We start from the raw sequence: 22369 nt of genomic DNA, 5'->3' as shown, positions 1-22369 counted from the left end.
CCGGCGCATCTGACCAGTCAGCGGGCACCCGGCACACGGAGAAAGCCATCATGAAAGCATTGCTCACAACGACAGTGTTCACCCTCGTCCCTGGCGAAGTCACCAGCCTCTCGCTCCATGCTGCCCAGCGTCTTTTTGTGGAAGACGCCAAAGCCACGGACGTGTGGGTGACCCGCGAGAACGACTCGGAGGATTACTGGCTCCGTTGTGGCGGCAGCCTGTTGCTCCGGCGCGGCGACGAGATCGTGATCAGCGTGGACTCGCGCGCGACCCGCCCGGTCAGGCTGGCGCTGATTGCGGAAGCACGCCGCCCGGCGGCGACCGTGGCGGACCTGCCACACCTCGTGTATCGCGCCGTGAGGCGTTTGGTTCGAGGGACCGAATGGACACCGGGCCAGGATCAGGTCACGGCCTCCTGAACTGAGGCTGGTCTGGCCGCCCAGGCCGGACCGGGAGGCCGAATGCGAGACCCCGCCATGACCGGGGTCGCCCACCAGGGGCCGGCGGATGCCGGCCCTTTTCGTTACACTCTCGGGCATGCATGCCATTCAAGTCATCGAACGGGGTCTGGAGCCGTACGCGCCCTGTTTCGACGCCATGCGCGCCTATACCGAGGCCCGCACGCCCGACACGCCGGACCAGATCTGGCTGGTCGAGCACCCGCCGGTCTACACGCTCGGCCAGGCCGGGGACCCCGCGCACCTGCTCTCGCCCGACGCCGCCATCCCCGTCGTCAAGATCGATCGTGGCGGACAGATCACTTATCACGGCCCGGGCCAGGTCGTGGCCTACCTGCTGCTCGACCTGCGTCGTCGCCACCTGATGGTGCGCGAGCTGGTGACCGATATCGAGCAGGCGGTGCTGGACACGCTCGCGGCGTATAATCTCGCAGCCGAACGCAAGCCCGGCGCCCCCGGCATCTACCTGTCGGACGGACCGCACCAGGGCGCCAAGATTGCCGCGCTCGGCCTCAAGATCCGCAACGGCTGCAGCTATCACGGCGTCAGCCTCAACGTGCAGATGGACCTCTCACCGTTCCTTCGCATCAACCCCTGCGGCTATGCCGGACTGGAAACAGTCGACATGGCCAGCGCGGGCGCCACCGTGCCGGGGGCAGGCGAAGCCGGAGGAACGCCATCGACGCTGAGTGCCACGACGAATGCCACGAACGGCGCCGTCACTGCGGCCCACTACCCCGAAATCGCGCGACGCCTGGCGGCGGCCCTGTGCGAGGTGCTGGCGGCGCGCGAAGCGCGTGCCCCGGTGCGCGGGAATGCCGCCGCCGAGGCCGCCTGAGCACAGCGATGGCGTACCCGGCCCCGATTCACAGCCAAGTCCACAGCCAAACATGCACGCGGCCAAGCGTGCGGAGAACAGTATGAGCGACGCCCTGATCGCCACGTCCAGCGAAGCCCCGCAATCCCCTGCCGAGTACGATCCGACCCGCAAGCAGAAGTCGGCCGACAAGACCGCGCGCATCCCCATCAAGATCGTGCCGGCCGAGAAGCTGAAGAAGCCGGAGTGGATCCGCGTGAAGGCGGCAACCGGCAACTCGCGTTTCTACGAGATCAAGGACATCCTGCGCGCGAACAACCTCGTCACGGTGTGCGAGGAAGCGAGCTGCCCGAACATCGGCGAGTGCTTCGGCAAGGGCACGGCGACGTTCATGATCATGGGCGACAAGTGCACGCGCCGCTGCCCGTTCTGCGACGTGGGCCATGGCCGCCCCGATCCGCTCGACGTGAACGAGCCGGGCAACCTGGCGCGCACCATCGCCCAGTTGAAGCTGAACTACGTGGTGATCACCAGCGTGGACCGCGACGACCTGCGTGACGGCGGCGCCCAGCATTACGTGGATTGCATCTCGCAGACCCGCGCGCTGTCGCCGGCCACCCGCATCGAGGTGCTGGTGCCTGACTTCCGCGGCCGTCTGGACAAGGCGCTGGACGTGCTTCAGGCCGCCCCGCCCGACGTGATGAACCACAACATGGAAACCGTGCCGCGCCTGTACAAGCAGGCGCGTCCGGGCGCCGACTACGCGCACTCGCTCAAGCTGCTGCAGGAGTTCAAGCGCCGCAATCCGCACCTGCCGACCAAGTCGGGCCTGATGGTGGGCCTGGGCGAGACTGACGAGGAAATCCTCGAAGTCATGCGCGACATGCGCGCCCACGATATCGACATGCTGACCATCGGCCAGTATCTGGCGCCGTCGAACCATCACCTGCCGGTGATGCGCTACGTGCATCCGGACACCTTCAAGATGTTCGAGGAAGAGGCCTACAAGATGGGCTTCACCCACGCCGCCGTGGGCGCCATGGTGCGCAGCTCGTACCACGCCGACCAGCAGGCGCATCAGGCCGGGTTTGCCTGAAGCAAAACAAAGCACGCAGGTAGCAGGATCAAAGAAGGCCGGGACACGCTCCCGGCCTTTTTTATTGCCTATTGTTCCGACAGGCAGGCAAGCGGCGCCTTGAATGTCTGCGCACCGCCTTTCAACCACCTTTCACAATAAGCGCAGCAAAAAGCACTTATTCCCCGTCTTGGCGACATCTTGTCGCTAACGGTGCATAACATCCTAGGGACAACCCCGAGTGCTGGGCGTTGGCATGTTTCGTTATGATGAATTTATCGATAAATCGTCGATGAAATACGGCTGAGTCACATTCGGTCCGACGCCATCCGACCTCTTCCTCACAGGTTGCCCCCACATGCCCGATTGCACCGTCCATCGCCTGGCCGAGCAGGCGCTGCTCTATAGCGTGGCGCCGCCCGCTTCGCTCGATGTCCAGCGCCGCATCTGGGCCATGGCCGAGCGCGCCGCCGACTGGCGCGGCGTAGTGGACGTGGTGCCGGGCATGAACAATCTCACCCTGGTGTTCGACGACACCGCCGACGTGGCCGCGCTGGAGCGCAATCTGAAGGTGGCGTGGGCCTCCGGCGAGACGCGCAACGCCACCGRCAAGCTGGTGGAGATTCCCGTGCGCTACGGCGGCGAGTTCGGCCCCGATCTGGCCGATGTGGCCGCGCACACGGGCATGACGCCGCAGGAAGTGGTGCGCCGGCATGCGGCCGGCGAGTACGTGGTGTATTTCCTTGGCTTCCAGCCCGGCTTCGCCTATATGGGCGGGATGGTCCCCGAACTGGCCACGCCGCGCCGCCGCGAGCCGCGCCTGGCCGTGCCGGCCGGTGCCGTGGGCATCGGCGGCGAGCAGACCGGCATCTATCCGGCCGTGCTGCCCGGCGGCTGGCAGTTGATCGGCCATACCGACGCCCAGCTCTTCGTGGCGGACCGCGATCCGCCGTCCCTGTTCGCGCCGGGTGACACCGTGCGCTTCATCGTCGAGGAGTATCTGGCGTGATCGAAATCATTCGTCCCGGCGCGCAGGCGTCCGTGCAGGATCTCGGCCGGGTGGGCTTCCGACGCTTCGGGGTGGGCCGCTCGGGCGCGGCGGACAGTCTGGCGCTCCAGGTGGGCAACCGGCTGCTCGGCAACGCGGCCGGCGCCGCCGGCATCGAATTCACGCTGGGCCGCGCGGCCATGCGCTTCCATGTCGATATGCGCGTGGCGCTGGTCGGGGCCGAGTGCGGCGCCAACCTGGACGGCGTGCCGGTCTGGTGCTGGCATGCCTTCGATGTGCATCGCGGCGAGACCCTGACGCTGCCGTCCCCGCGCGGTGGCACCCGCACCTACCTCTGCGTGGCGGGCGGCATCGATGTGCCGCTGGTCATGAACTCCCGTAGCACGGATCTGAAGTCCGGCTATGGCGGCTTCGAGGGCCGCGTGCTGCGCGAAGGCGACAAGCTGCCCGCCGGCCGTCCGGGCCTGGACGAGGAACGCGACTGGCTCGGCGTGGCCGCACCCGGTTGGGCGCTGCCCGTGAACCGCATCGACGACGCCTGGGCCATCCGCATGCTGCCCGGCCCCGAATATCCCGATTTCGAACCCGCCGCGCAGGCCGCGCTGTGGCAGTCCGACTGGACCATCACGCCGCAGAGCAACCGCATGGGCCTGCGCCTGCAGGGCCCCGCGCTGGCGCGTCGCGCCGAGCGCAGCGGCGACCTGCTCTCGCACGGCGTGGTGCCGGGCGTGATGCAGGTGCCGCCGGCCGGCCAGCCCATCGCCCTGATGAGCGATGCGCAGACCACGGGCGGCTATCCGAAGATTGGCGTCGTGATCGGCGCCGACCTCTGGCGGCTGGCGCAGGTGCCGCTCGGCGCGTCCGTGCGCTTCGTGCAGGCCACGCTGGACGAGGCCGCCGCCGCGCAGGCGGAGCTGGACCGCTATCTGCGGCAGATCGACCAGGCGCTGCAATGGCAGGGCGATGGCATGAAGATCGCCGCGCGCCGCCGCACCACCACGCGCTTCGTGGCGTAACCGGGCTGGACCCCACCGTACAAGGAGAACCCCCATGCAAATCGACCTGAACGCCGACCTGGGCGAAGGCTGCGGCAACGACGAAGCCCTGCTGGCACTGATCAGCTCCGCCAACGTGGCCTGCGGCTGGCACGCCGGCGATGCCGCCACCATGCTCCAGACCGTGAAGTGGGCCATCGCCAACAACGTGGCGATTGGCGCGCACCCGAGCTTCCCGGACCGCGAGAACTTCGGCCGCACCGAGATGCAGCGCGACCCGGAAGCCGTCTACGCCGACGTCCTGTACCAGATCGGCGCGCTCGACGCCATCGTGCGCGCCCAGGGCGGCCAGCTCGCCCACGTGAAGCCGCATGGCGCGCTCTACAACATGGCCGTGCGCGATGAAAAACTCTGCGCCGCCATCGTACGGGCCGTGCGCGACTACAACCCCGACCTCGTCTTCTTCGGCCTGGCCAACAGCCGCATGATCACCATGGCGCGCGACGCCGGGCTGCAGGTGAAGGAAGAAGTGTTCGCCGACCGTGGCTACAACCCCGACGGCACGCTGGTCAAGCGCGGCACGCCGGGCGCGCTGCACGACGACGAGGAAGTTGCCCTGGACCAGACCCTGTCGATGGTGCGCGACCAACGCGTGCGCGCCATCGACGGCACCTGGGTACCGATCCGCGCCGAAACCGTGTGTCTGCACGGCGACGGCGCCCACGCGCTTGCCTTCGCGCGCCGCATCCGGGAACGGCTCGGCGCGGAAGGCATCGCCATCCGGGCTGGTGCCTGACGGGCGCCCGCCCGCCGGCGCTGGCTTTGCTCCACCGTTAGCTTCACCTTCTATCTGGTGTTACCCATGGAATCGGCTGTCAATCTTTGGCCCCTGCTCGGGGTCGGCGTCATCGTCATCGGCTTTGTCCTGCGGTTCAATCCCATGCTGGTGGTGGCGCTTGCCGCCATCGTCACGGGGCTGACCGCTTCCATGCCGCTGATGCAGATCTTCACCGCGATCGGCACGGCCTTCGTCAAGGCGCGCAACCTGCCGCTGATCATCCTGCTGCCGCTGGCCGTGATCGGCCTGCTCGAGCGCCACGGCCTGCGGGAGCACGCGCAGGCGTGGATCTCGCGCATCGCCTCGGCCACGGTGGGCCGCCTGCTGATCGTCTACCTCGCCGTGCGCGAGCTGACCGCCGCCGTGGGGCTGACCAGCCTGGGCGGACATCCGCAGATGGTGCGTCCGCTGCTGGCCCCGATGGCCGAAGGTGCGGCCGAGAACCGCTTCGGGCACCTGCCCGAGCCGGTGCGCCAGCGCGTGCTGGCCTTCTGCGCCGCCACCGACAACGTGGGCCTGTTCTTCGGCGAGGACATCTTCGTGGCCTTCGGTGCCATCGCGCTGATGCACACCTTCCTGCTGTCGTCGAACATCGACGTGGAGCCGCTGCACATCGCCGTCTGGGGCATTCCCACCGCGATCTGCGCGTTCCTGATCCACGCGGTGCGCCTGAAGCGGCTGGACGGCTGGCTCGAGCGCGAACTGGGCAAGACGCCGGCGGGGACGCCGGCCACGTCCGCCGCATCCGGCAAGGTTGGGGAGTAAGCCATGATCGTATCCATCGACTATCTCTACTGGCTGGCCGGCTTCGTGCTGGCGATTACCGCCCTGATGACGTTCACGGACAAGACGCACCCGCGTCGCCTGTCCACCGGCCTGTTCTGGGCGCTGTACGCGGCCATCTTCCTGATTGGCGACAAGATCCCGCCGGCCATCGTCGGCATCGCCGCCGTGCTGATGGCGCTGATCGCCGGCTTCGGCGGCGTGGGCCACGGCAAGCACGGCACGCTGCCCGAGTCGGAGCGCCGCGCCAGCGCCAAGCGCCTGGGCAACAAGCTGTTCATCCCGGCGCTGCTGATTCCGCTGGTGACCGTGATCGGCACGGTGCTGTTCAAGGACGTGAAGCTGGCCGGCGTGCCGCTGCTCGATCCGAAGAACGTGACGTTCGTGTCGCTCGGCATTGGCTGCCTGGTTTCGCTGGCCGTGGTGTGCTGGCTGACGCGTGACACCGTGACGCAAGGCATGCGCGAGTCGCGCCGGCTGATCGAGTCGCTGGGCTGGGCGCTGGTGCTGCCGCAGATGCTGGCGATGCTGGGCCTGGTCTTCGCGGACGCCGGCGTGGGCAAGGCCGTGGCGCACCTGGCCACCGCCTACATCAACATGGACTACAAGCTGGTGGCCGTGGCGGTGTACTGCGTGGGCATGGCGCTGTTCACGGTGATCATGGGCAACGGGTTTGCCGCGTTCCCGGTGATGACCGGCGGCGTGGGCGTGCCCATCCTGGTGGGCATGTTCGGCGCCAACCCGGCTGTGATGGCGGCCATCGGCATGTTCTCGGGCTACTGCGGGACGCTGATGACGCCGATGGCGGCCAACTTCAACATCGTCCCGGCAGCGCTGCTGGAGCTGGACGACAAGAACGCGGTCATCCGCGCGCAGGTGCCGTCGGCGCTGGCCATCCTGGCGGCCAATATCGTCCTGCTGTACTTCCTGATGTAACTGATGGAGACACGCACTATGCGTACCGCCCAGCGAACCGTATTACTTACCGGCTTCGAGCCGTTCGACAAGGAACCGGTCAACCCGTCATGGGAGGCGGTGCGGGCGCTGGACGGCCAGCAGGTGGGCGATGCGATCATCGTCGCCCGCCAGCTGCCGTGCGTGTTCGGCGCGGCCATCGAGGCGATGTCGGCGCTGCTGGCGTCGGTGAAGCCGGATGTGGCGATTGCGGTCGGCCAGGCTGGTGGCCGCACGGAATTGTCGATCGAACGCGTGGCGATCAATGTCGACGATGCGCGCATCGCCGACAACGCCGGCGCGCAGCCGATCGACCTGACCATTGCCGCCGATGGCCCGGCCGCCTACTTCGCCACGCTGCCGATCAAGGCCATCGTGCGCGACCTGCGCGCGGCGGGCGTGCCGGCGATGGTGTCGCAGACTGCCGGCACCTTTGTCTGCAACCACGTGTTCTACGGGCTGATGGATGGCATCGCGCGGCACGGCCTGACCGGCACGCGCGGCGGCTTCATCCACATTCCCTATCTGCCGGAACAGGCGGCGCGGCATCCCGGCGCGCCGAGCCTGGCGCTGGACACGCTGATCGCCGGCCTGCGGGTGGCGGTGCAGACCACGCTGACCACCGACGCGGATATCCGCGAGCAGGGCGGCCAGCTCCACTAAATCGATTCGATTGGGATCAGGGCTGGCCCGGACCCGGGCCGGCATCCACCTGCCGGTCCGTCGCCGCCGCCACGGCGCGCGCCGTGGCACGGCGCCGGGCCAGCCGCTGCAGCCGCCGGCGCATGCTCATCTGCTCCACGCGCCACAGCACATAGAAGAACGCCGCGAACGGCCACAGCCAGCCCAGCCACTGGGCCAGGCTGTTGAAGTGCACGAAACGTCCCATGCGCCAGCCTTGCTCCGAAATCCACGCATAGGGATTCGCCGGCAGCACGTTGGTCAGCACCACCAGCCCCGCCAGCGCCACGATGGCCAGCAGCGCGCGCAGCCAGCGTGGCAGGCGCAGCAGCAGCACCAGCACCAGCGAACTCGTGGTCAGCGCGAAGCGGCCCCCCTCGGACAGCCAGTTGAAGGTGTTGTCGTCCGCGAACTGCAACTCGGCCACGGTGGCCTTGAGCAGCAGCGCGAAGGCGAGCAGCCCGGCCAGGATGCGCAGCATCGGCGCGGTGCGCCGCATCGCCAGCGAGGCGAACAGCCCCGTGCCGATCCAGCTGCACGCGGTCACCATGGTTTCCAGCATCAGCTGGGCCTGCATGTCGTCGGGCCGCAGTCCCACGTTGTTCTGCCAATCGAGCAGGGCGGGGAAGTAGCCCTGCAGGATCTCCATCGGCCAGGAATCGGGGTCGGTCAGCCATTCCCGCACGATGCCGCCCATGCCGAACAGGTGCTCCTGCGGAAAGATCTGCGCGAACGGCCACAGCAGCACCAGCAGGATCGCAAAGCTCGCATGGGGCTCGAACCACGCCATGCGCAGCCGCGTAAGCGTGCCGCGATCCACCAGCGCGCTGGTGAACGGCGCCACCATGGCCGCGCCCAGCAGCGCGCCGAGCGCGTTGGTGATCAGGTCGATATTCGACGAGATCCGGCTCGGCAGCCAGGTCTGCAACGCCTCCATGACCGCCGACAGCAGCGCGCCGGCCACCAGCGCGATCAGCGTGGCGCGCGCGCCCGAGATGCGCGGGTGCAGCGCCAGCACGACCAGCGCCCCGAACGGGCAATAGCCGAGCACGTTGGTAATCAGGTCGAACTCGGTGATGTAGCGCGGCTTGGGCGCGGTCAGGAAGGCCAGCGGCGAGATGCCGTTATTGACCCATCCCGTGAACGGATAGAGGCTGGCGTAGGCCACCAGCAGCGTGAAGCAGATCAGGCCGACGCGCGCGAGCGGCGAGTGGCGCGGCAGCCAGCCGTCCAGCTCCGGCTGGCGCGGCTGCTGCGGTGGCTGCGGCGGCGGGGGCGGGGGAGATGTCGGGGGCGCGACCAGAGTCATGCGTGCGAATACAGGCCGCCGTTACGGCCGGGGCGGATTCGGTGACGGCGGCGCCGTCGGCAGCGGCACCGCATTGGCGCCGGGCGGGTTGGCGGCGGGCAGCGCGGCCGGGCCGGATGCCGTGGCGGCGGCCAGCGGCAGCGTGGCAGCCCAGTCGAGGATGGCGGCGATCACCGCGTCGCTGCTGGTGGAGAGCGCCTTGACGCCGCCGGCGCCATCGGCGCTGGGGGCGGGCTGCTCGGCCACGAAGGTCTTCTGGCCGATCAGGCCCTTGTGATAGACGGTGGCGCGCGCCCGCACCACGCCCCGGCTGGCGGTGGCGCTGTCGAACACCTGCTCGAAGGCGAGCAGGTCCACCTTGAGCGCCGGCACCGAGCCATCGCCGAACCACGTCAGCGCGCCGCGCCCGGACACCGCGTCGCGCAGGCGCGCATCGAACAGGCGGGGTGGCGAATCGACCCAGCGCTGCGTGGCATAGGCCTGCAGCCGCTGCGCCTGCGAGTATTGCAGGCGGTAGTAGAGCGACTGGTTGTCCATCCATACCGGGCCGTCGGTCTGGGCCACGCGCAGCTTGGGCAGCGGTGCGGGCGACTGCGACGGCGTGCCGGCCATCGGCCCGAGGTCATAGGTCAGCGCGGACGGCCCCGGCGACAGCGCGCTGCATCCGCCCAGTGCGAGCAGTGCGGCAAGGGCGGCGATTCGTACGAGTCCTACAGGCGTCATGGCGGAGTCCCGGTGGAAGTTGGGGCGAAGGGCAGGGCGATGGTCGATGATCATGGCGCGCTGAACCCCGCTTCGCCCGGGCCCGGCGTGGGCGAGGGGCCGCCGAACAGCACGCTGCTGGGCCGGTCGTTGAAGGTGCCGGCGGCGCGGTCGATGGTGCGCGCGGTCTGGCGGGCGTCGCGCGCCAGGCCGTTCAGTTGCGGCAGGGTTTCCTCGCTCAGGATGCCGGCGGCCGACTGCACCGAGTCCGCCGCGCCCTGGAGGTTGGTGCCCACGCCGTTGACCGTGCGCAAGACCGTGCCGTTGGGGCTGGCCAGCTCGTCCGCCAGGCGCCGCGTGGAGACCAGCGTGGCGTTGAGGTTATCCACCGCCTGCGGCAGCTTGGCGGCGGCAGGCTGGAGCGAGGCGGACAGCTTCGAGTAATCCTCGGCCGTCTTGTGCACGGAGCGGATGGCGGCCATCAGCTCGTCGCGGTTGGTGGTCTGGAACATCTCGTTGAGCGAGGACATCAGCGTCTCGGTCTGCGTCAGCAGCGAGTCGCCACGCTTCTCCAGTTCCTCGAAGAAGCCCGGCCGCATGGCGATGCGCGCCGGCGCCCGCGCCGAGGTGGGCAGCGGCGGCGACGCCTTGTCGTTGCCGGCCTCGCGCGCGGTGTCATCGAGCTGCACGTAGGCGATCCCGGTCACGCCCTGGAAGCCCAGCGTGGCGTAGGTCGTGCGGGTGATCGGCGTGTCCTGGTTCACGCTGATGCGCACGATGATCTGCCCCGGCACCTGCGGATCGAACTTGATCGACACCACCTTGCCCACGTCGAGCCCCCGATACTTCACATCGGCCTGCGGCCCGAGGCCGTTCACCGTGGAGCGGGTGATGAGGTCGTACGGCACGCGCACCGCGTGGTCGGAACTGAACCAGAACAGCGAGAACAGCACCAGCACGGCCAGTCCGATGGTGAAAACGCCGGCAAGGAAGGCGTTTGACTTGTTTTCCATCAGGTGTCTCCGGAAGGGGGGCGCGGCGCGTCGGGCCGGGTCGGGGCCGGCAGGGCCTGCAACGCGCGCTGGGCGCGGTCGCCCAGGAAGTATTCGCGGATGAAGGGGTGGTCCACCTTCACCAGTTCGGGGATCGGGGCGGCGGCCAGCACCTTGCGGTCGGCCAGCACGGCCACGCGGTCGGACAGTGCCACCAGGGTGTCGAGGTCGTGGGTGATCATCACCACGGTCAGGCCCAGCTCGCGCCGCAGTTCGCGGATCAGGTCCACGTAGTCGTCGGACGCCATCGGGTCCAGGCCGGCCGTGGGCTCGTCAAGGAACACCAGTTCCGGCTCCAGCGCCAGCGCGCGGGCCAGCGCCACGCGCTTGACCATGCCGCCGGAGAGGTCGGCCGGCATCTTGTCGGCGTCCTTGGCGGACAGCCCCACCAGTTGCAGCTTGAGCAGCGAGGCCTGGCAGATCAGGTTGTCCGGCAGCGCGCGCAGCTCGCGCATGGGCAGCGCGATGTTGTCGATGACCGACAACGCCGAGAACAGCGCCCCGCGCTGGAACTGGAGCCCCCAGCGGTTGCGCAGCGCCTGCAGCTGCGCCGGCTTGAGCTTGGCGGGGCTTTCGCCGAAGACCTTGATGGTCCCCGACGTGGGCCGCTCCAGCCCCACGATCTGCCGCAGCAGCACGGTCTTGCCCGTGCCGGAGCCGCCCACGATGGACAGCACCTCGCCGCGATAGACATCAAGGTTGAGATGGTCATGCACGACGTTGTCGCCGTAGCGCTTGACCAGGTCGCGCACCTCGATGATCGCCTCGCGGCGGGCCGGGGAGGGATTGGCCGGATGGTTCATAGGCCTACGTCCTTGAACAGGATGGCGAAGATGGCGTCGGCGATGATGACCACGGTGATCGACGTGACCACCGAGGCTGTCGTGCCTTCGCCCAGGCTCTGCGTGTTCGGCCGGATGCGCAGGCCGAAGTGGCAGGCCGTCAGCGCAATCAGCATGCCGAACACCACGCCCTTGCCCAGCCCGAGCCAGAGGTTGGCCACCGGCACCGCCTCGGGCAGCTGGCGCAGGAAGAAGGCGTAGCTGATGCCAAGCTGGAACTGGGCGGCGGTCATGCCGCCGAGCAGCGCCATCAGGTCGGTCCAGGCCACCAGCAGCGGCATGGCCACGGCCAGCGCGATCACGCGCGGCATGATCAGCCGGAAGCCGTGCGAGATGCCCATCACCCGCATCGCATCGAGTTCCTCGGTCACGCGCATCACGCCGATCTGCGCGGTGATGGCGGACCCGGAGCGCCCGGCAATCAGGATGGCGGCCAGCACCGGCCCCAGTTCGCGGATCACGGCCATGCCCAGAATGTTGACGATGAACGTGCTGGCGCCGAAGGTGCGCAGCTGGTTGGCCGACAGGTAGGACAGCACGATGCCGATCAGGAAGCCCACCAGCGCCGTGATGCCCAGCGCCTTGTATCCCACGTTATAGACGTTGGCCGAAATCTCGCGCCATGGCCCCCGGTGCGGCGCGCGGGCGAAGCGCAGCAGGTCGAAGGTGAGCTGGCCGAGCATGGTCACCCCGATGGCGAACTGGGCGAAGAACGACAGCAGGCTCGCGCCGAGGATGGTGACCGGGTTGAAGCGATCCACCATGCGCTTCTTCCAGCCGTCGCGGCGCAGCGCGGCGATGCGGTCGAACACGCGGCGCTGGCCGTCGTTGAGTTCGACGTTCGCCGGCATCTTGCTGTTCCAGGCCTGCCAGATCAGTTGCGCGCCGATATGGTCGAGCCGGTTCACCCCGGCCAGCGACCACGCGGCGTGCTGGGGCGCCTCGGTCAATTCGTGCAACTGCGCGCGCAGCCCACGGGCTTCGTGGCAGCCGGCGAGCGCGAGTGCGGTCCAGTCCCCCTGCAGCGCGATGCTGCAGGCTCCGTCCTGGCGCGAAATCTCGATGGCCGGCGTCGATGGGCGATCCAAGGGTGAATCCAAAGGGGGGCGGCGATGTGATGGGGGAGTCTCGATTCTATGCTACCGGCCGTGACGTGGCGACCGGGCATCCTCTGACACGGCCACGCAGGGCTGTCCGACAGCCACGGGATCGGGCCAATCCGGCCAAATCGGGCGACGCGGCTACAATCGCGGCTAACTGCCCCAAGCCACCCTGACCCGCCCCGCATGACCGCGCCTCCCGACCGCCCCCACCCCAGCATTCCCAGCCTTGCCGACGATGCCGCCGCGCTGCCCGCGTGGCACATCGACGCCGGCGCGCTGCGCACCGCGCTGGACACCGGCCCCGCACGGGGTTGGACCGTGGAGGTGGTGGAGGAAACCGGCTCGACCAACGCCGACCTGACCCAGGCCTGCCGCAGCGCCGGCTGGGTGGAGGGCTGGGTGGAGGGGGACGAGCGCGCGCAGGTGCGCGTGGCCTATCGCCAGACCGCCGGGCGCGGCCGTCAGGGCCGGCCCTGGCAGGGGCAGGCGGGGCTGACCTTCTCGGTGGCCATGCCGCTGGCGCTGCCGCCGGCCCGCCTGAGTGGCCTGAGCCTGGCCGTGGGACTGGCGCTGGCGGAGGCGCTCGAGGACGTGAACCCCGCGCTCGGCACCCGCGTGGGCCTGAAATGGCCCAATGACCTTCAGATCGACGGCCGCAAGCTGGCCGGCATCCTGATCGAATCGGTGCCGGCGCGGCCCGGCGCGCTCTGGGCCGTGATCGGCATCGGCCTGAACCTGGTGCGCGATGCCCGTATGGAAGCCGCGCTGGGCCGCCCGCTGGCCGGTGTGGCCGAGGCGCTGCCGGGCTTCGACCCCGCCCACCATCCCACCGAGATCCTCGGCGCCGTGCTGAACCGGCTGGCGGCGATGCGCGCCGTGTTCCTGGCCGAAGGCTTCGCGCCGATGGCGGCCCGCTGGTCTGCGCGCGATGCCTTCCGCGACGAGCCGGTGCGCCTGCTGCACGACGGCACGCTGCTGGCCGAGGGCCTCGCCCGGGGTGTGGACGGCGACGGCCACCTGCTGCTGGAGACGGCGGACGGGCTGCAACGGATCGCCAGCGGCGAGGTGTCCTTGCGCGGAGCGGCGGCATGAGCGCGCGCCTGCTGATAGATATCGGCAATACCCGGCTCAAGTGGGCGTGGAGCACGGACGACACCGACGCGACCGCGCCGGCCGGCACCCTGCCCACCCCGTGGCGCCACGCGGGCGCCGCCACGCACGCCGCGCCGGCGGAACTGGCGGCGCTGGTCGGCACATGGCGGGGGCTGGCGGATGGCGGCGTGCCGTCGGTCTGGATCGCCAATGTGGCCGGGGCGGCGATTGGCAAGGCAGTGGCGGCGACGCTGGCCGACGCCTTCGGGGCCGCCCCCACGCTGCAATGGGTACGCACCACGGCCGCCCACGGCGACCTCGCCAACGGCTACCGCGAACCCACGCAACTGGGTGTGGACCGCTGGGTCGGCAGCATCGGCGCGCATCGCTGGCTGCCCGGCGAGACGCTGCTGATCGTCACGGCCGGCACGGCCACCACGCTGGACATCGTCACCACGCAGGCCGATGGCGGGGCACGCTTCGAGGGCGGGCTGATCCTGCCCGGGGTGGCGCTGATGCTCGGCTCGCTGGCCCGCAACACGGCCCAACTGCCGGCGCTCGACGTGCTCGACACCGGCGCGGGCGCCGCGCGGGCGGTGCGAGCGTTGGGCGCTGACAACACTCACGACGCCATTGCCGCCGGCTGTCTGGCCGCCCAGGCTGGCGCCGTGGAGCGCTCCTGGCGGGCGCTGGCCGAACGCGGGCCGGTGCGCTGCCTGCTTTCGGGCGGGGCGCGACAGGCGCTCTCCGGCGCACTCGCGATGCCGTTCGAGATGCACGATAATCTCGTGCTGCTTGGACTGCACGCGATGGCCACCGGGGCCTGAGGCAGCCGCCAGGCGATCCTGCATCGCCCAACCGAATCGTCTTCCATGTCCCAGAAAGGCCCGACCGCCCTGCTGCTGATCCTGCTGCTCGTCAACGCGCTGCTGCTGGCCGCCGTGCTGGGCGGGTTCGGCCCGGACCCGCTGGCTGGCTGGATGGAAAGCCCGCGCGAGCCGCAGCGGGTGTCCCAGCAGGTGCGCGGCGAGCGGATGCGGCTTGAGCCGCCTGCCGATACCGCCACCGTACGCCCGGCCCCGGGCGCTCCGGCAGGCTCCCCGCGCGGCGCGCTGACGCCCACCCCCGCCGGCACGGTCTCGCTGGCCGTGGCCCAGCCGGCCCCGCGCGCCGATGCCTGCTTCGAGATCGGCGGTTTCTCGGCCCAGACCGTGGCGCGGGCGCGTGAAGACCTCGCCGCCATCGCCGCCGGGGCTTCGCTGCCGGTGCAGCAGTTCGAACGGACCGAACAGGTGCGCTGGTGGGTCCACCTGCCGGCCCAGCCCACGCGCGAGAACGCCGACCGCAAGCTGGCGGAGCTGAAGCGCCGCAAGGTGACCGATGTGTCCGTGGTGAGCAACGAGGACGATGAGGCGTCGTCGGCGTCTTATACCGTGTCGCTGGGGCTGTTCCGGGAGCGCGAGCGCGCCGACCGCTTCCTCGAATCCCTGCGCGCCCAGGGCGTGCGCACGGCGCTGATTACGGACGCGCCGCGGCCGGTCTCGCGCCAATGGCTGCGCGTGACGTCCTCGGACGATGCGGTGCGGGCAAGGATGGATGAAGTGCGCCTGCGGTATGGCGCGGAGTCGCTCCAGGCGTGCCGGGCCGGCACGCAGGCGCGCGGCGCGAAACAGCCCGGATCGGGCGCCGAAGGTTGAACAGCGAGGCTGATCAGCCCTGCTGGCGCACCTTGGTCAGCAGCTTGGTGGTGGAGCGGTCGTGCAGGAAGGGGATGGCGTAGGCCTGGCCGCCCCAGCTACGGACGAGGCGGGTTTCCTCGAGGGTGTCGATGTCGTAGTCGCCGCCCTTCACATAGATGTCGGGGCGCACCAGGCGGATCAGCTCCACTGGCGTCTTTTCGCGGAACATCGCCACCAGATCGACCGAGGTCAGCGCTGCGAGCAGCGCCATGCGGTCCGACTCATGGTTCAGCGGGCGGTCATCGCCCTTGCCCAGCATCTTCACCGAACCGTCGCTATTCACGCCCACGATCAGCGCCGCGCCCAGCTCGCGCGCCTGCGCGAGGTAGGTGGCGTGGCCACGGTGCATGATGTCGAACACGCCGTTGGTGAAGACCAGCGGGCGCGGCAGGGCGGCCACGGCGGCGCGCAGCGCGGCCGCGTCGTCAGCGGGAACGAGCTTCGATTCGAAAGCGGGAGCGGTCATTGAACGGCGTGGGTCGCGGGGATCAGGCCGGTTGCTGGCCTGCTGCCACGAGGCTGGCGTTCAGTTCCTTGCGGTAGCGGTTCAGTTCCTGCACGGTGTCGAACGTGCGTTCGAACAGCAGCGACATGTTGTGCAGGATGCGCTCGATCACCTTCTTTTCCCACACTTCGTCGAAGCGGATCTGCTCGTCGAGCCAGTGCTCGAGCCAGTCCGGGTCCGGCAGGCGGGACTGCACGGTGTCGTTGGGGAACAACGCCTTGTTCACGTGCAGGTTGGTCGGGTGGAGCGGCTTTTCCGTGCGGCGGGCCGAAGCCATCAGCACGCCGATCTTGGCGAAGGCGGCGCGCGCGGAGTCGCCGAACTGCGCCAGGTACTTCTTCATATAGCGCAGGTAGGCGCCGCCATGGCGGGCTTCGTCCTGCGACAGCGTGCGGTAGATGTGCTTGATCACCGGCTCGGTGTGCCATTCGGCAGCACGGCGATACCAGTGGTTCAGGCGAATCTCGCCGCAGAAGTGCAGCATGAGTGTCTCCAGCGGCGGGGCCGGATCGAACTCGAAGCGCACGGCATGCAGTTCTTCTTCCGTCGGCACGAGGTCCGGGCGGAAGCGGCGCAGGTACTCCATCAGCACCAGCGAGTGCTTCTGTTCCTCGAAGAACCAGATGCTCATGAACGCCGAAAAGTCGGAATCGTGGCGGTTATCGCGCAGGAACATCTCCGTGGCCGGCAGGGCGGACCATTCGGTGATGGCATTCATGCGGATGGTCTTCGCCTGGTCGTCCGTCARCAGGCTGGGGTCGAAGGAATCCCAGGGGATGTCCTTGTCCATGTGCCAGCGGACCGATTCCAATGATTTGAACAGTTCGGGGTAGAGCATGGTAAGCCTTTGAAATTACGGGCGGATTCTACCAGATGGGAATTATTCTCGAATCTTTTCTCTAGTTCCTTTTTAGTGCGATTACTAGGGATTGCAACAGACGTTGCCCTTTTCTTGCGCTGTGCCGGCTGAGGAACCAGCGGGGCTGGCCCCAGGAAAGTGGACGAATTGCGACCTGAGAGGCCGAAAAGCGACGCCGGGACGGCTGCTCAGGGGGCTAGTAGGGCGTCAGCGCGGGATCGGTGGCGCGCGCGGTGGCGTGGCCGGTTTCGGGCACCACGCCATAGAGGAAGGCCGCGATGCCGTCCGCCTCCGCTGCGGCATCGCGCTCGCCCAGCGCCAGCAGGGCCTGGGTGAATTCGGGCTCGAACAGCAGGTAGCTCGCGAACGCGGCGCCGCGCGCCTCGGTACCGCCGAGCGGGGCGAGCATCGCGCGCACCGTGCGCGGCAGCCGGTGCACATGCTGGGCGGCGATGGACTCGATCGGTTCGCTCGGAGAAATCGTCATGACTTCCACCGGGCGCCAGCCGTCGGTGTCGCCGGCAGCCTCGGGCATGCGCGCGAGCAGCCGGTTGATGTGCATCAGCCGCTCGATGTCGGCCTGCAGGCCATCGAGGAAGATGCTGGCCAGCGCCTGCCCGCCCACCTGCGCGAGCGACGGATAGCCGCCGGCCGGCACGGTATCGAACCAGCCCGGCCGCGGGCGCGACGCCGCGCCGATGGCCAGGATGCGCGACGCGCCGAGGTGGATGGCCGGCGAGAGCGGCGACATCTGGCGCATCGTGCCGTCGCCGAACCACTCGTGATGGCCCTCGATCTCGAGCGGCACGGCCGGGAACAGGAACGGAATCGACGAGGAAGCGAGCAGGTGGTCCACGCCGATCGGCGCTTCCACGGCCAGCCGCTGGTTGCGCTGCCATGGGTGGATGCGCCGGTGCGACTGGTAGAACGTGACATGGCGGCCGGTGCTGTACGACAGCGCGGTCACGGCGAAGGCCTGGAGCACGCCGGCGTCCAGGCTGGCCTGCACGCGGCCGGGTTCGAACAACTCGGTCAGGAAGCTGTCGAGCGGGGCGCTGTCGAACAGCGCGCGCGGGGCCTGGCGCGTGATCCAGCCGAACGCCAGCGACGAGAGCCAGCGCGCGCCCGAGGCGCCCACGCCCAGCACGCCGGTGCGATAGACGTCATCGGCATGAATGCCGTGCCAGAGCGCGGCGAGGCGGTCGGTGGCGGCCTGGAAGTCCGCGGCGCCCACCGCCATGCCGGCGCCGTTGATCGCCCCGGCCGAGGTGCCGGTGACGATGCCGAACGGCAACGGGCAATGCCCGAGCCCATGCCGCGTGGCGATGCGGGCGATGCCGGCCAGTACGCCGGCCTGGTAGGCCGCCCGCGCGCCGCCGCCCATCATGACCAGCGCCGTGCGCTGGCGCTGGCTGGCGCGGAGGGCCGGGTCGGCGTGCTTGACGCTCACAGGCGGCTCACTCGACGCTGTCCTTGGGGGTGCCCGGCGCGGCGGGTGCCTTCGCGGCGGGCTTTTTGGTCGACGGCTTTTTCGTGGCGGACGTCTTGGTGGCGGGCTTCGCAGCCTTGGTGGCAGCCTTCTTCGCGGCGGGCTTCTTCGCCGCCGCGCGCTTGGCCGCCGGCTTCGGGCTTGCCTTGCCGTTCGGGGCGGGATTGTCCCGTGCGGCGGGCGCCACGCCCTCCGCGCCCGGGGCGGCCGTCCCACCCATGCCACCCATCGCGCCGAATCCGCCCAGGTTGCCGAACGGCGCTGCGGTGGCCGCCGTCGCGCTGCCTGCGATCTGGCTGAACTGTTGCTGGAGCAGGTCCCACCACAGGCTCGCGTTGGGCGGCAGTGGGGCGGGACCGGCGGATTCGGGCGATGGGGCGGCTTCGGGTTCCTCGCCCTCGGCAGCTCCGGCGGTCACTTCAGGCGGCGCGTCGAAGTCCTCGTCGTCCTCGGCATTGGCCGCGTCGGCTTCCGCTTCGGAGACGGTCTCGGAGGCGGTCTCGGAGGCGGGGGACGGACGGAACGGGTGCGGCGGCGAGGTGCTCGGCGCGTTGGCCGCGCGCGCCACGTTCTCCATCGCGGTCTGCATGGCTTCCGGGGAGAGCGAGTTGCCGAAGGTTTGCAAGGCCACCAGCGTGGCGCGCTGTACCTCCAGCCCCTGGATGGTGGTGCGCAGCAGGCTCGCGTTCAGTTGCAGCCAGCCTTCCACAGCCTTCAGGTCGTGGATGCGCTTGTCGACCTCGTCGAGGTCCATCGGCGGGGTCATCGCGCTCAGGCCGGGCATCATGCCGCCGCCCGGCAGGCTGCCGCCGGCGCTCCAGATGCGGCGCAGGAATTCGAAGCCATTGGTGAAATCGGGGATCTGTCCGAACATGGTCGCGCGCTCTCCGTGGGGGGGCCGCCAGGGCCGATCATTCCACCTTGGCTGGCCGGTTACTGGAATTCAGGCGGCCGCTTCTGGCGCAGGCTCGCCATGCCTTCATGTACGTCGGGGCCGCCAAAGCCCATGAATTCGAGTGCCAGCGAGGTATCGAACGCCGGGCCGGCCATGCGCAGCCAGTTGTTCAGCGCGTACTTGGTCCAGCGGATGGCCGTCTGGGACCCCGTCGCGAGCCGGTTCGCCACCTCGAACGCCTTGGCCACCAGCTGGTCTTCGTCCACTGCCAGCGATACCAGGCCAATGCGCTCGGCCTCCTCGCCGCTGAGCGACTCGCACAGCATCAGATAGTACTTGGCCTTGGCCATTCCGCACAGCAACGGCCACACGATGGCGGCGTGATCGCCCGCCGCCACCCCGAGCCGGGTATGGCCGTCGACGATCCGCGCGGTCTTGGCGGCAATCGAGATGTCGGCCAGCAGCCCCGCCACCAGCCCGGCGCCCACGGCCGGGCCGTGCATGGCCGAGACGATGGGTTTGTCGCAATTGATGACGTTGTAGACCAGGTCGCGCGCTTCGTGCCAGACCCGCGTGCGGGTGGCGAAGTCGTTGGCCATCTCCTCGACCAGGGACAGGTCGCCGCCAGCCGAGAAGCCGCGCCCTTCGCCCCGGATGATGGCGACGCGGATGTCCGGATCGGCGGAAATGTCGCGCCAGATCTCGGCCAGCTCGCGGTGCATGCCGGCGTCGGCGGTGGCCAGCTTCTGGTTGGCGGACTGCGCCGCGCCCATGATGACCTCGAGCACGGGGCCGTGGCGGCGCAGCGTCAGCGACGCGTAGCGCGCCAGGCGCGGGGAGAGGGTGGTGTCCGGGGTCTCGGGGGTCTCTGCGGTCATGGGGCGGCTTCCGTGGCAAGGGAGGGTTCCGCCGGCATGGGATCAATTGTCCGACCGGTCGGTCGGACAATTATAGGCACATTGCGCGTCAGCGCGGCGCCACGAGCTGGTCGATGGCGCCGAAGATCGACTGGCCCTGGGCGTCGAGCATCTCGATGCGCACCGCATCGCCATATTTCATGAACGCGGTGACCGGCTGGCCGCCCTCGATGGTCTCGATCATGCGTTGCTCGGCGATGCAGCAGTAGCCCTTGCTGCGGTCCACGTTCGAGATGGTGCCGGAGCCGACGATGCTGCCCGCGCGCACGTTCCGCGTCTTGCAGATGTGCGCGATGAGCTGGCCGAAGTCGAACACCATGTCGGTGCCGCAGTCGGGCGCGCCCACCTTCTTGCTGTTCCAGTGCACGGTCAGCGGCCGGTGCACCTTGCGGTCGTGCCAGGCTTCGCCCAGTTCGTCCGGCGTGATGGCCACCGGCGAGAACGCCGTGGCCGGCTTGCTCTGGAAGAAGCCGAAGCCCTTGCCCAGTTCGGCCGGAATCAGGTTGCGCAGCGAGACATCGTTGGCCAGCATCACCAGGCGGATGCCTTCGCCGGCCTGCTCGGGCGTGGCGCCCATGCGCACGTCGCCGGTAATCACGGCCACCTCGGCCTCGAAGTCGATGCCGAACGCCTCGCTGGCGCAGACGATGTCGTCCTGCGGGCCGAGGAAGTCGTCCGAGCCGCCCTGGTACATCAGCGGATCGGTCCAGAACTCGGGCGGCATCTCGGCGCCCCGCGCCTTGCGCACCAGTTCCACATGGTTGACGTAGGCCGAGCCGTCGGCCCACTGGTAGGCGCGCGGCAGCGGCGCCATGCAGTCCTTCGGCTGGAACGGGAACGGGTGGCGGGCGCGGCCGGCGTTCAGGGCATCGTAGAGGTCCTGGAGCTGGGGGGCGTGGAAAGCCCAGTCGTCGAGCGCGCGCTGCAGCGTGCCGGCGATGTCGGTGGCGAAGTGCGCGGTCTTGAGGTCGCGGGAGACGACCACGAGCTGGCCGTCGCGCGAACCGTCCTTCAGGGTTGCGAGTTTCATGGGGGTGCGGGCAATCGTCGATGTGCGGTGGCCGGTAGTCTACCGGACCCGGGGCGCCGGGCCGCCGGCTGCCGTATAGAATGGCCGGCAACGCCGCTTCCACCTTCGCCCCGCATGACCGCACCCGACGATTCCCGCCTCGATGACGCCGCCGATCCTTCCAATGAGGACGATGGCAAGCGCGCGGGTATCCAGTCGATCGAGGTCGGCTTCCGGCTGCTCCAGGCGCTGGCGGCCTCGCCGCGCGCGATGATGCTGCGCGACCTGGCCGCCGCCGCCGACATGCCGCCGGCCAAGGCCCACCGGTACCTGGTGAGCTTCCAGCGCCTTGGCGCGGTGGCGCAGGACGCCGTGAGCGGGCGCTACGACCTCGGGCCGTTCGCGCTGCAACTGGGTCTGGCGGGGCTGAACCGGCTCGATCCGGTGCGCAAGGCGCGGCCGGTGCTGTCCCAGTTGCGCGACGAGATCGACCAGACCGTCGGCATCGCCGTGTGGGGCAACCACGGGCCGACCATCGTCCATTGGGAAGAATCGAGCCATCCGGTCAGCGTGAGCCTGCGGCTGGGCGATGTCATGCCGATGCTGAACTCGGCCACGGGGCGGCTGTATGGCGCCTACCTGTCGCGGCGCCAGACGCTGCCGCTGATCGAACGGGAATTCGCCACGCGCGGCGCCACGCCGCTGCCGGACATGCCCGCCTCGCTGGCCGACTACGACGCGATCTGCGCCGAAGTGCGCGCCCAGGGCGCGGCGCGCACGCGCGGCGGCGTGCTGCCGGGCATCAACGCGATCTCGCTGCCGGTGTTCGATGCCAACGGGCATTTGTCGATGGCGCTGATTGTGCTCGGCGCGCAGCGCGTATTCGATGCAGAATGGGGCGGTTCGGTGGACCGCCGCGTGCGGGACATCGCCCGACAGATCTCTTCGGAACTCGGATACCTTGGCGCAAGCCACTCGGCCGGACCCGCCGGCCACCCCTCGCGATAGCACGAAGCCACGCAGGCGACTCAGGCGGCGCTGGGTCGCGGTGATCGCGGTCGTGGTGTGCGTGGTGATTGCGCACCTGCTGGTGCTGCTCGGGCTGCTGCGCATGCCGTTGCCGGGCTTGCCCGAGATCAGCATTCCGCCATCGATGGAGGCGGTGCTGCTGCCGCCGCCCGCGCCGCCTGCCCCGGCCCCGCGCCCCCGGCCCCGCCCGGTGCCCAAGACCCAGCCTGCCCCGCAG

The 22369-nt window shown here is 69.4% G+C and carries 24 protein-coding genes and 1 pseudogene; 14 read left to right on the top strand and 11 right to left on the bottom strand.

The window, feature by feature from the left end; all coding sequences use genetic code 11:
- The first annotated feature begins 50 nt into the window (after positions 1–50).
- The 9 genes from AC1DEL_RS22615 (at position 51) to pcp (ending at position 7592) form a co-directional block, all read left to right on the top strand.
- On the top strand, positions 51–419 hold the full coding sequence (locus tag AC1DEL_RS22615; protein WP_092291248.1) for a DUF2917 domain-containing protein: 369 nt from the start codon (positions 51–53) through the stop codon (positions 417–419).
- Positions 420–537: 118 nt separating this feature from the next.
- Positions 538–1296, top strand: a complete 759-nt coding sequence (gene lipB / locus AC1DEL_RS22610) for a lipoyl(octanoyl) transferase LipB (RefSeq protein ID WP_477126250.1) — start codon at positions 538–540, stop codon at positions 1294–1296.
- Between the two features lie 82 nt (positions 1297–1378).
- Positions 1379–2371 carry a lipoyl synthase gene (gene lipA / locus AC1DEL_RS22605; RefSeq protein WP_092291252.1) on the top strand — a complete coding sequence of 331 codons (993 nt, stop codon included), beginning with the start codon at positions 1379–1381 and terminating at the stop codon, positions 2369–2371.
- 337 nt (positions 2372–2708) lie between these two features.
- Entirely contained in the window at positions 2709–3359 is a 651-nt protein-coding gene (gene pxpB, locus AC1DEL_RS22600; RefSeq protein ID WP_477159184.1) for a 5-oxoprolinase subunit PxpB, read from the top strand.
- Complete coding sequence (locus AC1DEL_RS22595; RefSeq protein WP_092291256.1) at positions 3356–4375, top strand: 5-oxoprolinase subunit C family protein; 1020 nt, start codon at positions 3356–3358, stop codon at positions 4373–4375. The genes pxpB and AC1DEL_RS22595 overlap by 4 nt, the downstream gene beginning before the upstream one ends.
- 34 nt (positions 4376–4409) lie before the next feature.
- On the top strand, positions 4410–5150 hold the full coding sequence (gene pxpA / locus AC1DEL_RS22590; protein ID WP_092291258.1) for a 5-oxoprolinase subunit PxpA: 741 nt from the start codon (positions 4410–4412) through the stop codon (positions 5148–5150).
- Positions 5151–5216: 66 nt separating this feature from the next.
- A complete protein-coding gene (locus AC1DEL_RS22585) occupies positions 5217–5957 on the top strand; it encodes a DUF969 domain-containing protein (protein ID WP_092291261.1) in 741 nt (246 codons plus the stop codon).
- Positions 5958–5960: 3 nt separating this feature from the next.
- Positions 5961–6911, top strand: coding sequence for a DUF979 domain-containing protein (locus AC1DEL_RS22580; RefSeq protein WP_092291263.1), 951 nt, complete (start codon positions 5961–5963; stop codon positions 6909–6911).
- An 18-nt stretch (positions 6912–6929) separates the two neighbouring features.
- Positions 6930–7592, top strand: coding sequence for a pyroglutamyl-peptidase I (gene pcp / locus AC1DEL_RS22575; RefSeq protein ID WP_092291265.1), 663 nt, complete (start codon positions 6930–6932; stop codon positions 7590–7592).
- 16 nt (positions 7593–7608) lie between these two features.
- Here the strand turns inward: pcp and AC1DEL_RS22570 are convergent, their stop codons facing one another.
- Genes AC1DEL_RS22570 through AC1DEL_RS22550 form a run of 5 tightly spaced genes read right to left on the bottom strand, consistent with a single transcriptional unit; the run spans position 7609 to position 12603 of the window.
- Positions 7609–8919 carry a VanZ family protein gene (locus AC1DEL_RS22570; protein WP_092291267.1) on the bottom strand — a complete coding sequence of 437 codons (1311 nt, stop codon included), beginning with the start codon at positions 8917–8919 and terminating at the stop codon, positions 7609–7611.
- 21 nt (positions 8920–8940) lie between these two features.
- Positions 8941–9642, bottom strand: coding sequence for an ABC-type transport auxiliary lipoprotein family protein (locus AC1DEL_RS22565; RefSeq protein WP_092292083.1), 702 nt, complete (start codon positions 9640–9642; stop codon positions 8941–8943).
- Positions 9643–9692: 50 nt separating this feature from the next.
- Positions 9693–10634, bottom strand: a complete 942-nt coding sequence (locus tag AC1DEL_RS22560; RefSeq protein WP_177219855.1) for an MlaD family protein — start codon at positions 10632–10634, stop codon at positions 9693–9695.
- Complete coding sequence (locus tag AC1DEL_RS22555) at positions 10634–11476, bottom strand: ABC transporter ATP-binding protein (RefSeq protein WP_092291271.1); 843 nt, start codon at positions 11474–11476, stop codon at positions 10634–10636. The genes AC1DEL_RS22560 and AC1DEL_RS22555 overlap by 1 nt, the downstream gene beginning before the upstream one ends.
- Positions 11473–12603, bottom strand: coding sequence for an MlaE family ABC transporter permease (locus AC1DEL_RS22550; protein WP_092291273.1), 1131 nt, complete (start codon positions 12601–12603; stop codon positions 11473–11475). Before AC1DEL_RS22550 ends, AC1DEL_RS22555 begins: the two co-directional genes overlap by 4 nt.
- Before the next feature lie 198 nt (positions 12604–12801).
- Between AC1DEL_RS22550 and AC1DEL_RS22545 the strand changes: the two genes are divergently transcribed.
- Genes AC1DEL_RS22545 through AC1DEL_RS22535 form a run of 3 tightly spaced genes read left to right on the top strand, consistent with a single transcriptional unit; the run spans position 12802 to position 15407 of the window.
- Positions 12802–13710 carry a biotin--[acetyl-CoA-carboxylase] ligase gene (locus tag AC1DEL_RS22545; protein ID WP_092291275.1) on the top strand — a complete coding sequence of 303 codons (909 nt, stop codon included), beginning with the start codon at positions 12802–12804 and terminating at the stop codon, positions 13708–13710.
- Positions 13707–14537 carry a type III pantothenate kinase gene (locus AC1DEL_RS22540; protein ID WP_092291277.1) on the top strand — a complete coding sequence of 277 codons (831 nt, stop codon included), beginning with the start codon at positions 13707–13709 and terminating at the stop codon, positions 14535–14537. Before AC1DEL_RS22545 ends, AC1DEL_RS22540 begins: the two co-directional genes overlap by 4 nt.
- Positions 14538–14582: 45 nt before the next feature.
- Complete coding sequence (locus AC1DEL_RS22535) at positions 14583–15407, top strand: SPOR domain-containing protein (RefSeq protein WP_441591468.1); 825 nt, start codon at positions 14583–14585, stop codon at positions 15405–15407.
- A 13-nt stretch (positions 15408–15420) separates the two neighbouring features.
- Here the strand turns inward: AC1DEL_RS22535 and rfaE2 are convergent, their stop codons facing one another.
- From rfaE2 to AC1DEL_RS22505, 6 genes are all read right to left on the bottom strand, one after another.
- Positions 15421–15915, bottom strand: coding sequence for a D-glycero-beta-D-manno-heptose 1-phosphate adenylyltransferase (gene rfaE2 / locus AC1DEL_RS22530; protein ID WP_092291281.1), 495 nt, complete (start codon positions 15913–15915; stop codon positions 15421–15423).
- A 22-nt stretch (positions 15916–15937) separates the two neighbouring features.
- The gene (locus tag AC1DEL_RS22525; RefSeq protein ID WP_092291283.1) at positions 15938–16792 is read right to left on the bottom strand and encodes a ferritin family protein; all 855 of its coding nucleotides are present in this window, start codon (positions 16790–16792) and stop codon (positions 15938–15940) included.
- A gap of 217 nt (positions 16793–17009) precedes the next feature.
- Complete coding sequence (locus AC1DEL_RS22520; protein ID WP_477126278.1) at positions 17010–18200, bottom strand: patatin-like phospholipase family protein; 1191 nt, start codon at positions 18198–18200, stop codon at positions 17010–17012.
- Between the two features lie 70 nt (positions 18201–18270).
- Positions 18271–19176, bottom strand: a complete 906-nt coding sequence (locus AC1DEL_RS22515) for a PhaM family polyhydroxyalkanoate granule multifunctional regulatory protein (protein ID WP_477126249.1) — start codon at positions 19174–19176, stop codon at positions 18271–18273.
- 59 nt (positions 19177–19235) lie between these two features.
- Entirely contained in the window at positions 19236–20075 is an 840-nt protein-coding gene (locus tag AC1DEL_RS22510) for an enoyl-CoA hydratase/isomerase family protein (protein WP_092291287.1), read from the bottom strand.
- A gap of 88 nt (positions 20076–20163) precedes the next feature.
- Positions 20164–21144: a fumarylacetoacetate hydrolase family protein gene (locus AC1DEL_RS22505; RefSeq protein ID WP_092291289.1), complete on the bottom strand. Its 981-nt coding sequence runs from the start codon at positions 21142–21144 to the stop codon at positions 20164–20166.
- Between the two features lie 114 nt (positions 21145–21258).
- Here AC1DEL_RS22505 and AC1DEL_RS22500 point away from each other — a divergent pair, with 114 nt between their 5' ends.
- Together AC1DEL_RS22500 and AC1DEL_RS22495 are read left to right on the top strand one after the other, a co-directional pair.
- Positions 21259–22131, top strand: coding sequence for an IclR family transcriptional regulator (locus AC1DEL_RS22500; RefSeq protein ID WP_092291291.1), 873 nt, complete (start codon positions 21259–21261; stop codon positions 22129–22131).
- A 40-nt stretch (positions 22132–22171) separates the two neighbouring features.
- Positions 22172–22369: pseudogene (locus AC1DEL_RS22495) on the top strand (DUF3108 domain-containing protein); the annotation flags it as partial.

The organism is Cupriavidus sp. 10L43_2 (genome assembly GCF_056395265.1).
Note: the sequence above shows the minus strand (reverse complement) of the source record. Positions and strands in the feature narration are given on the sequence as shown.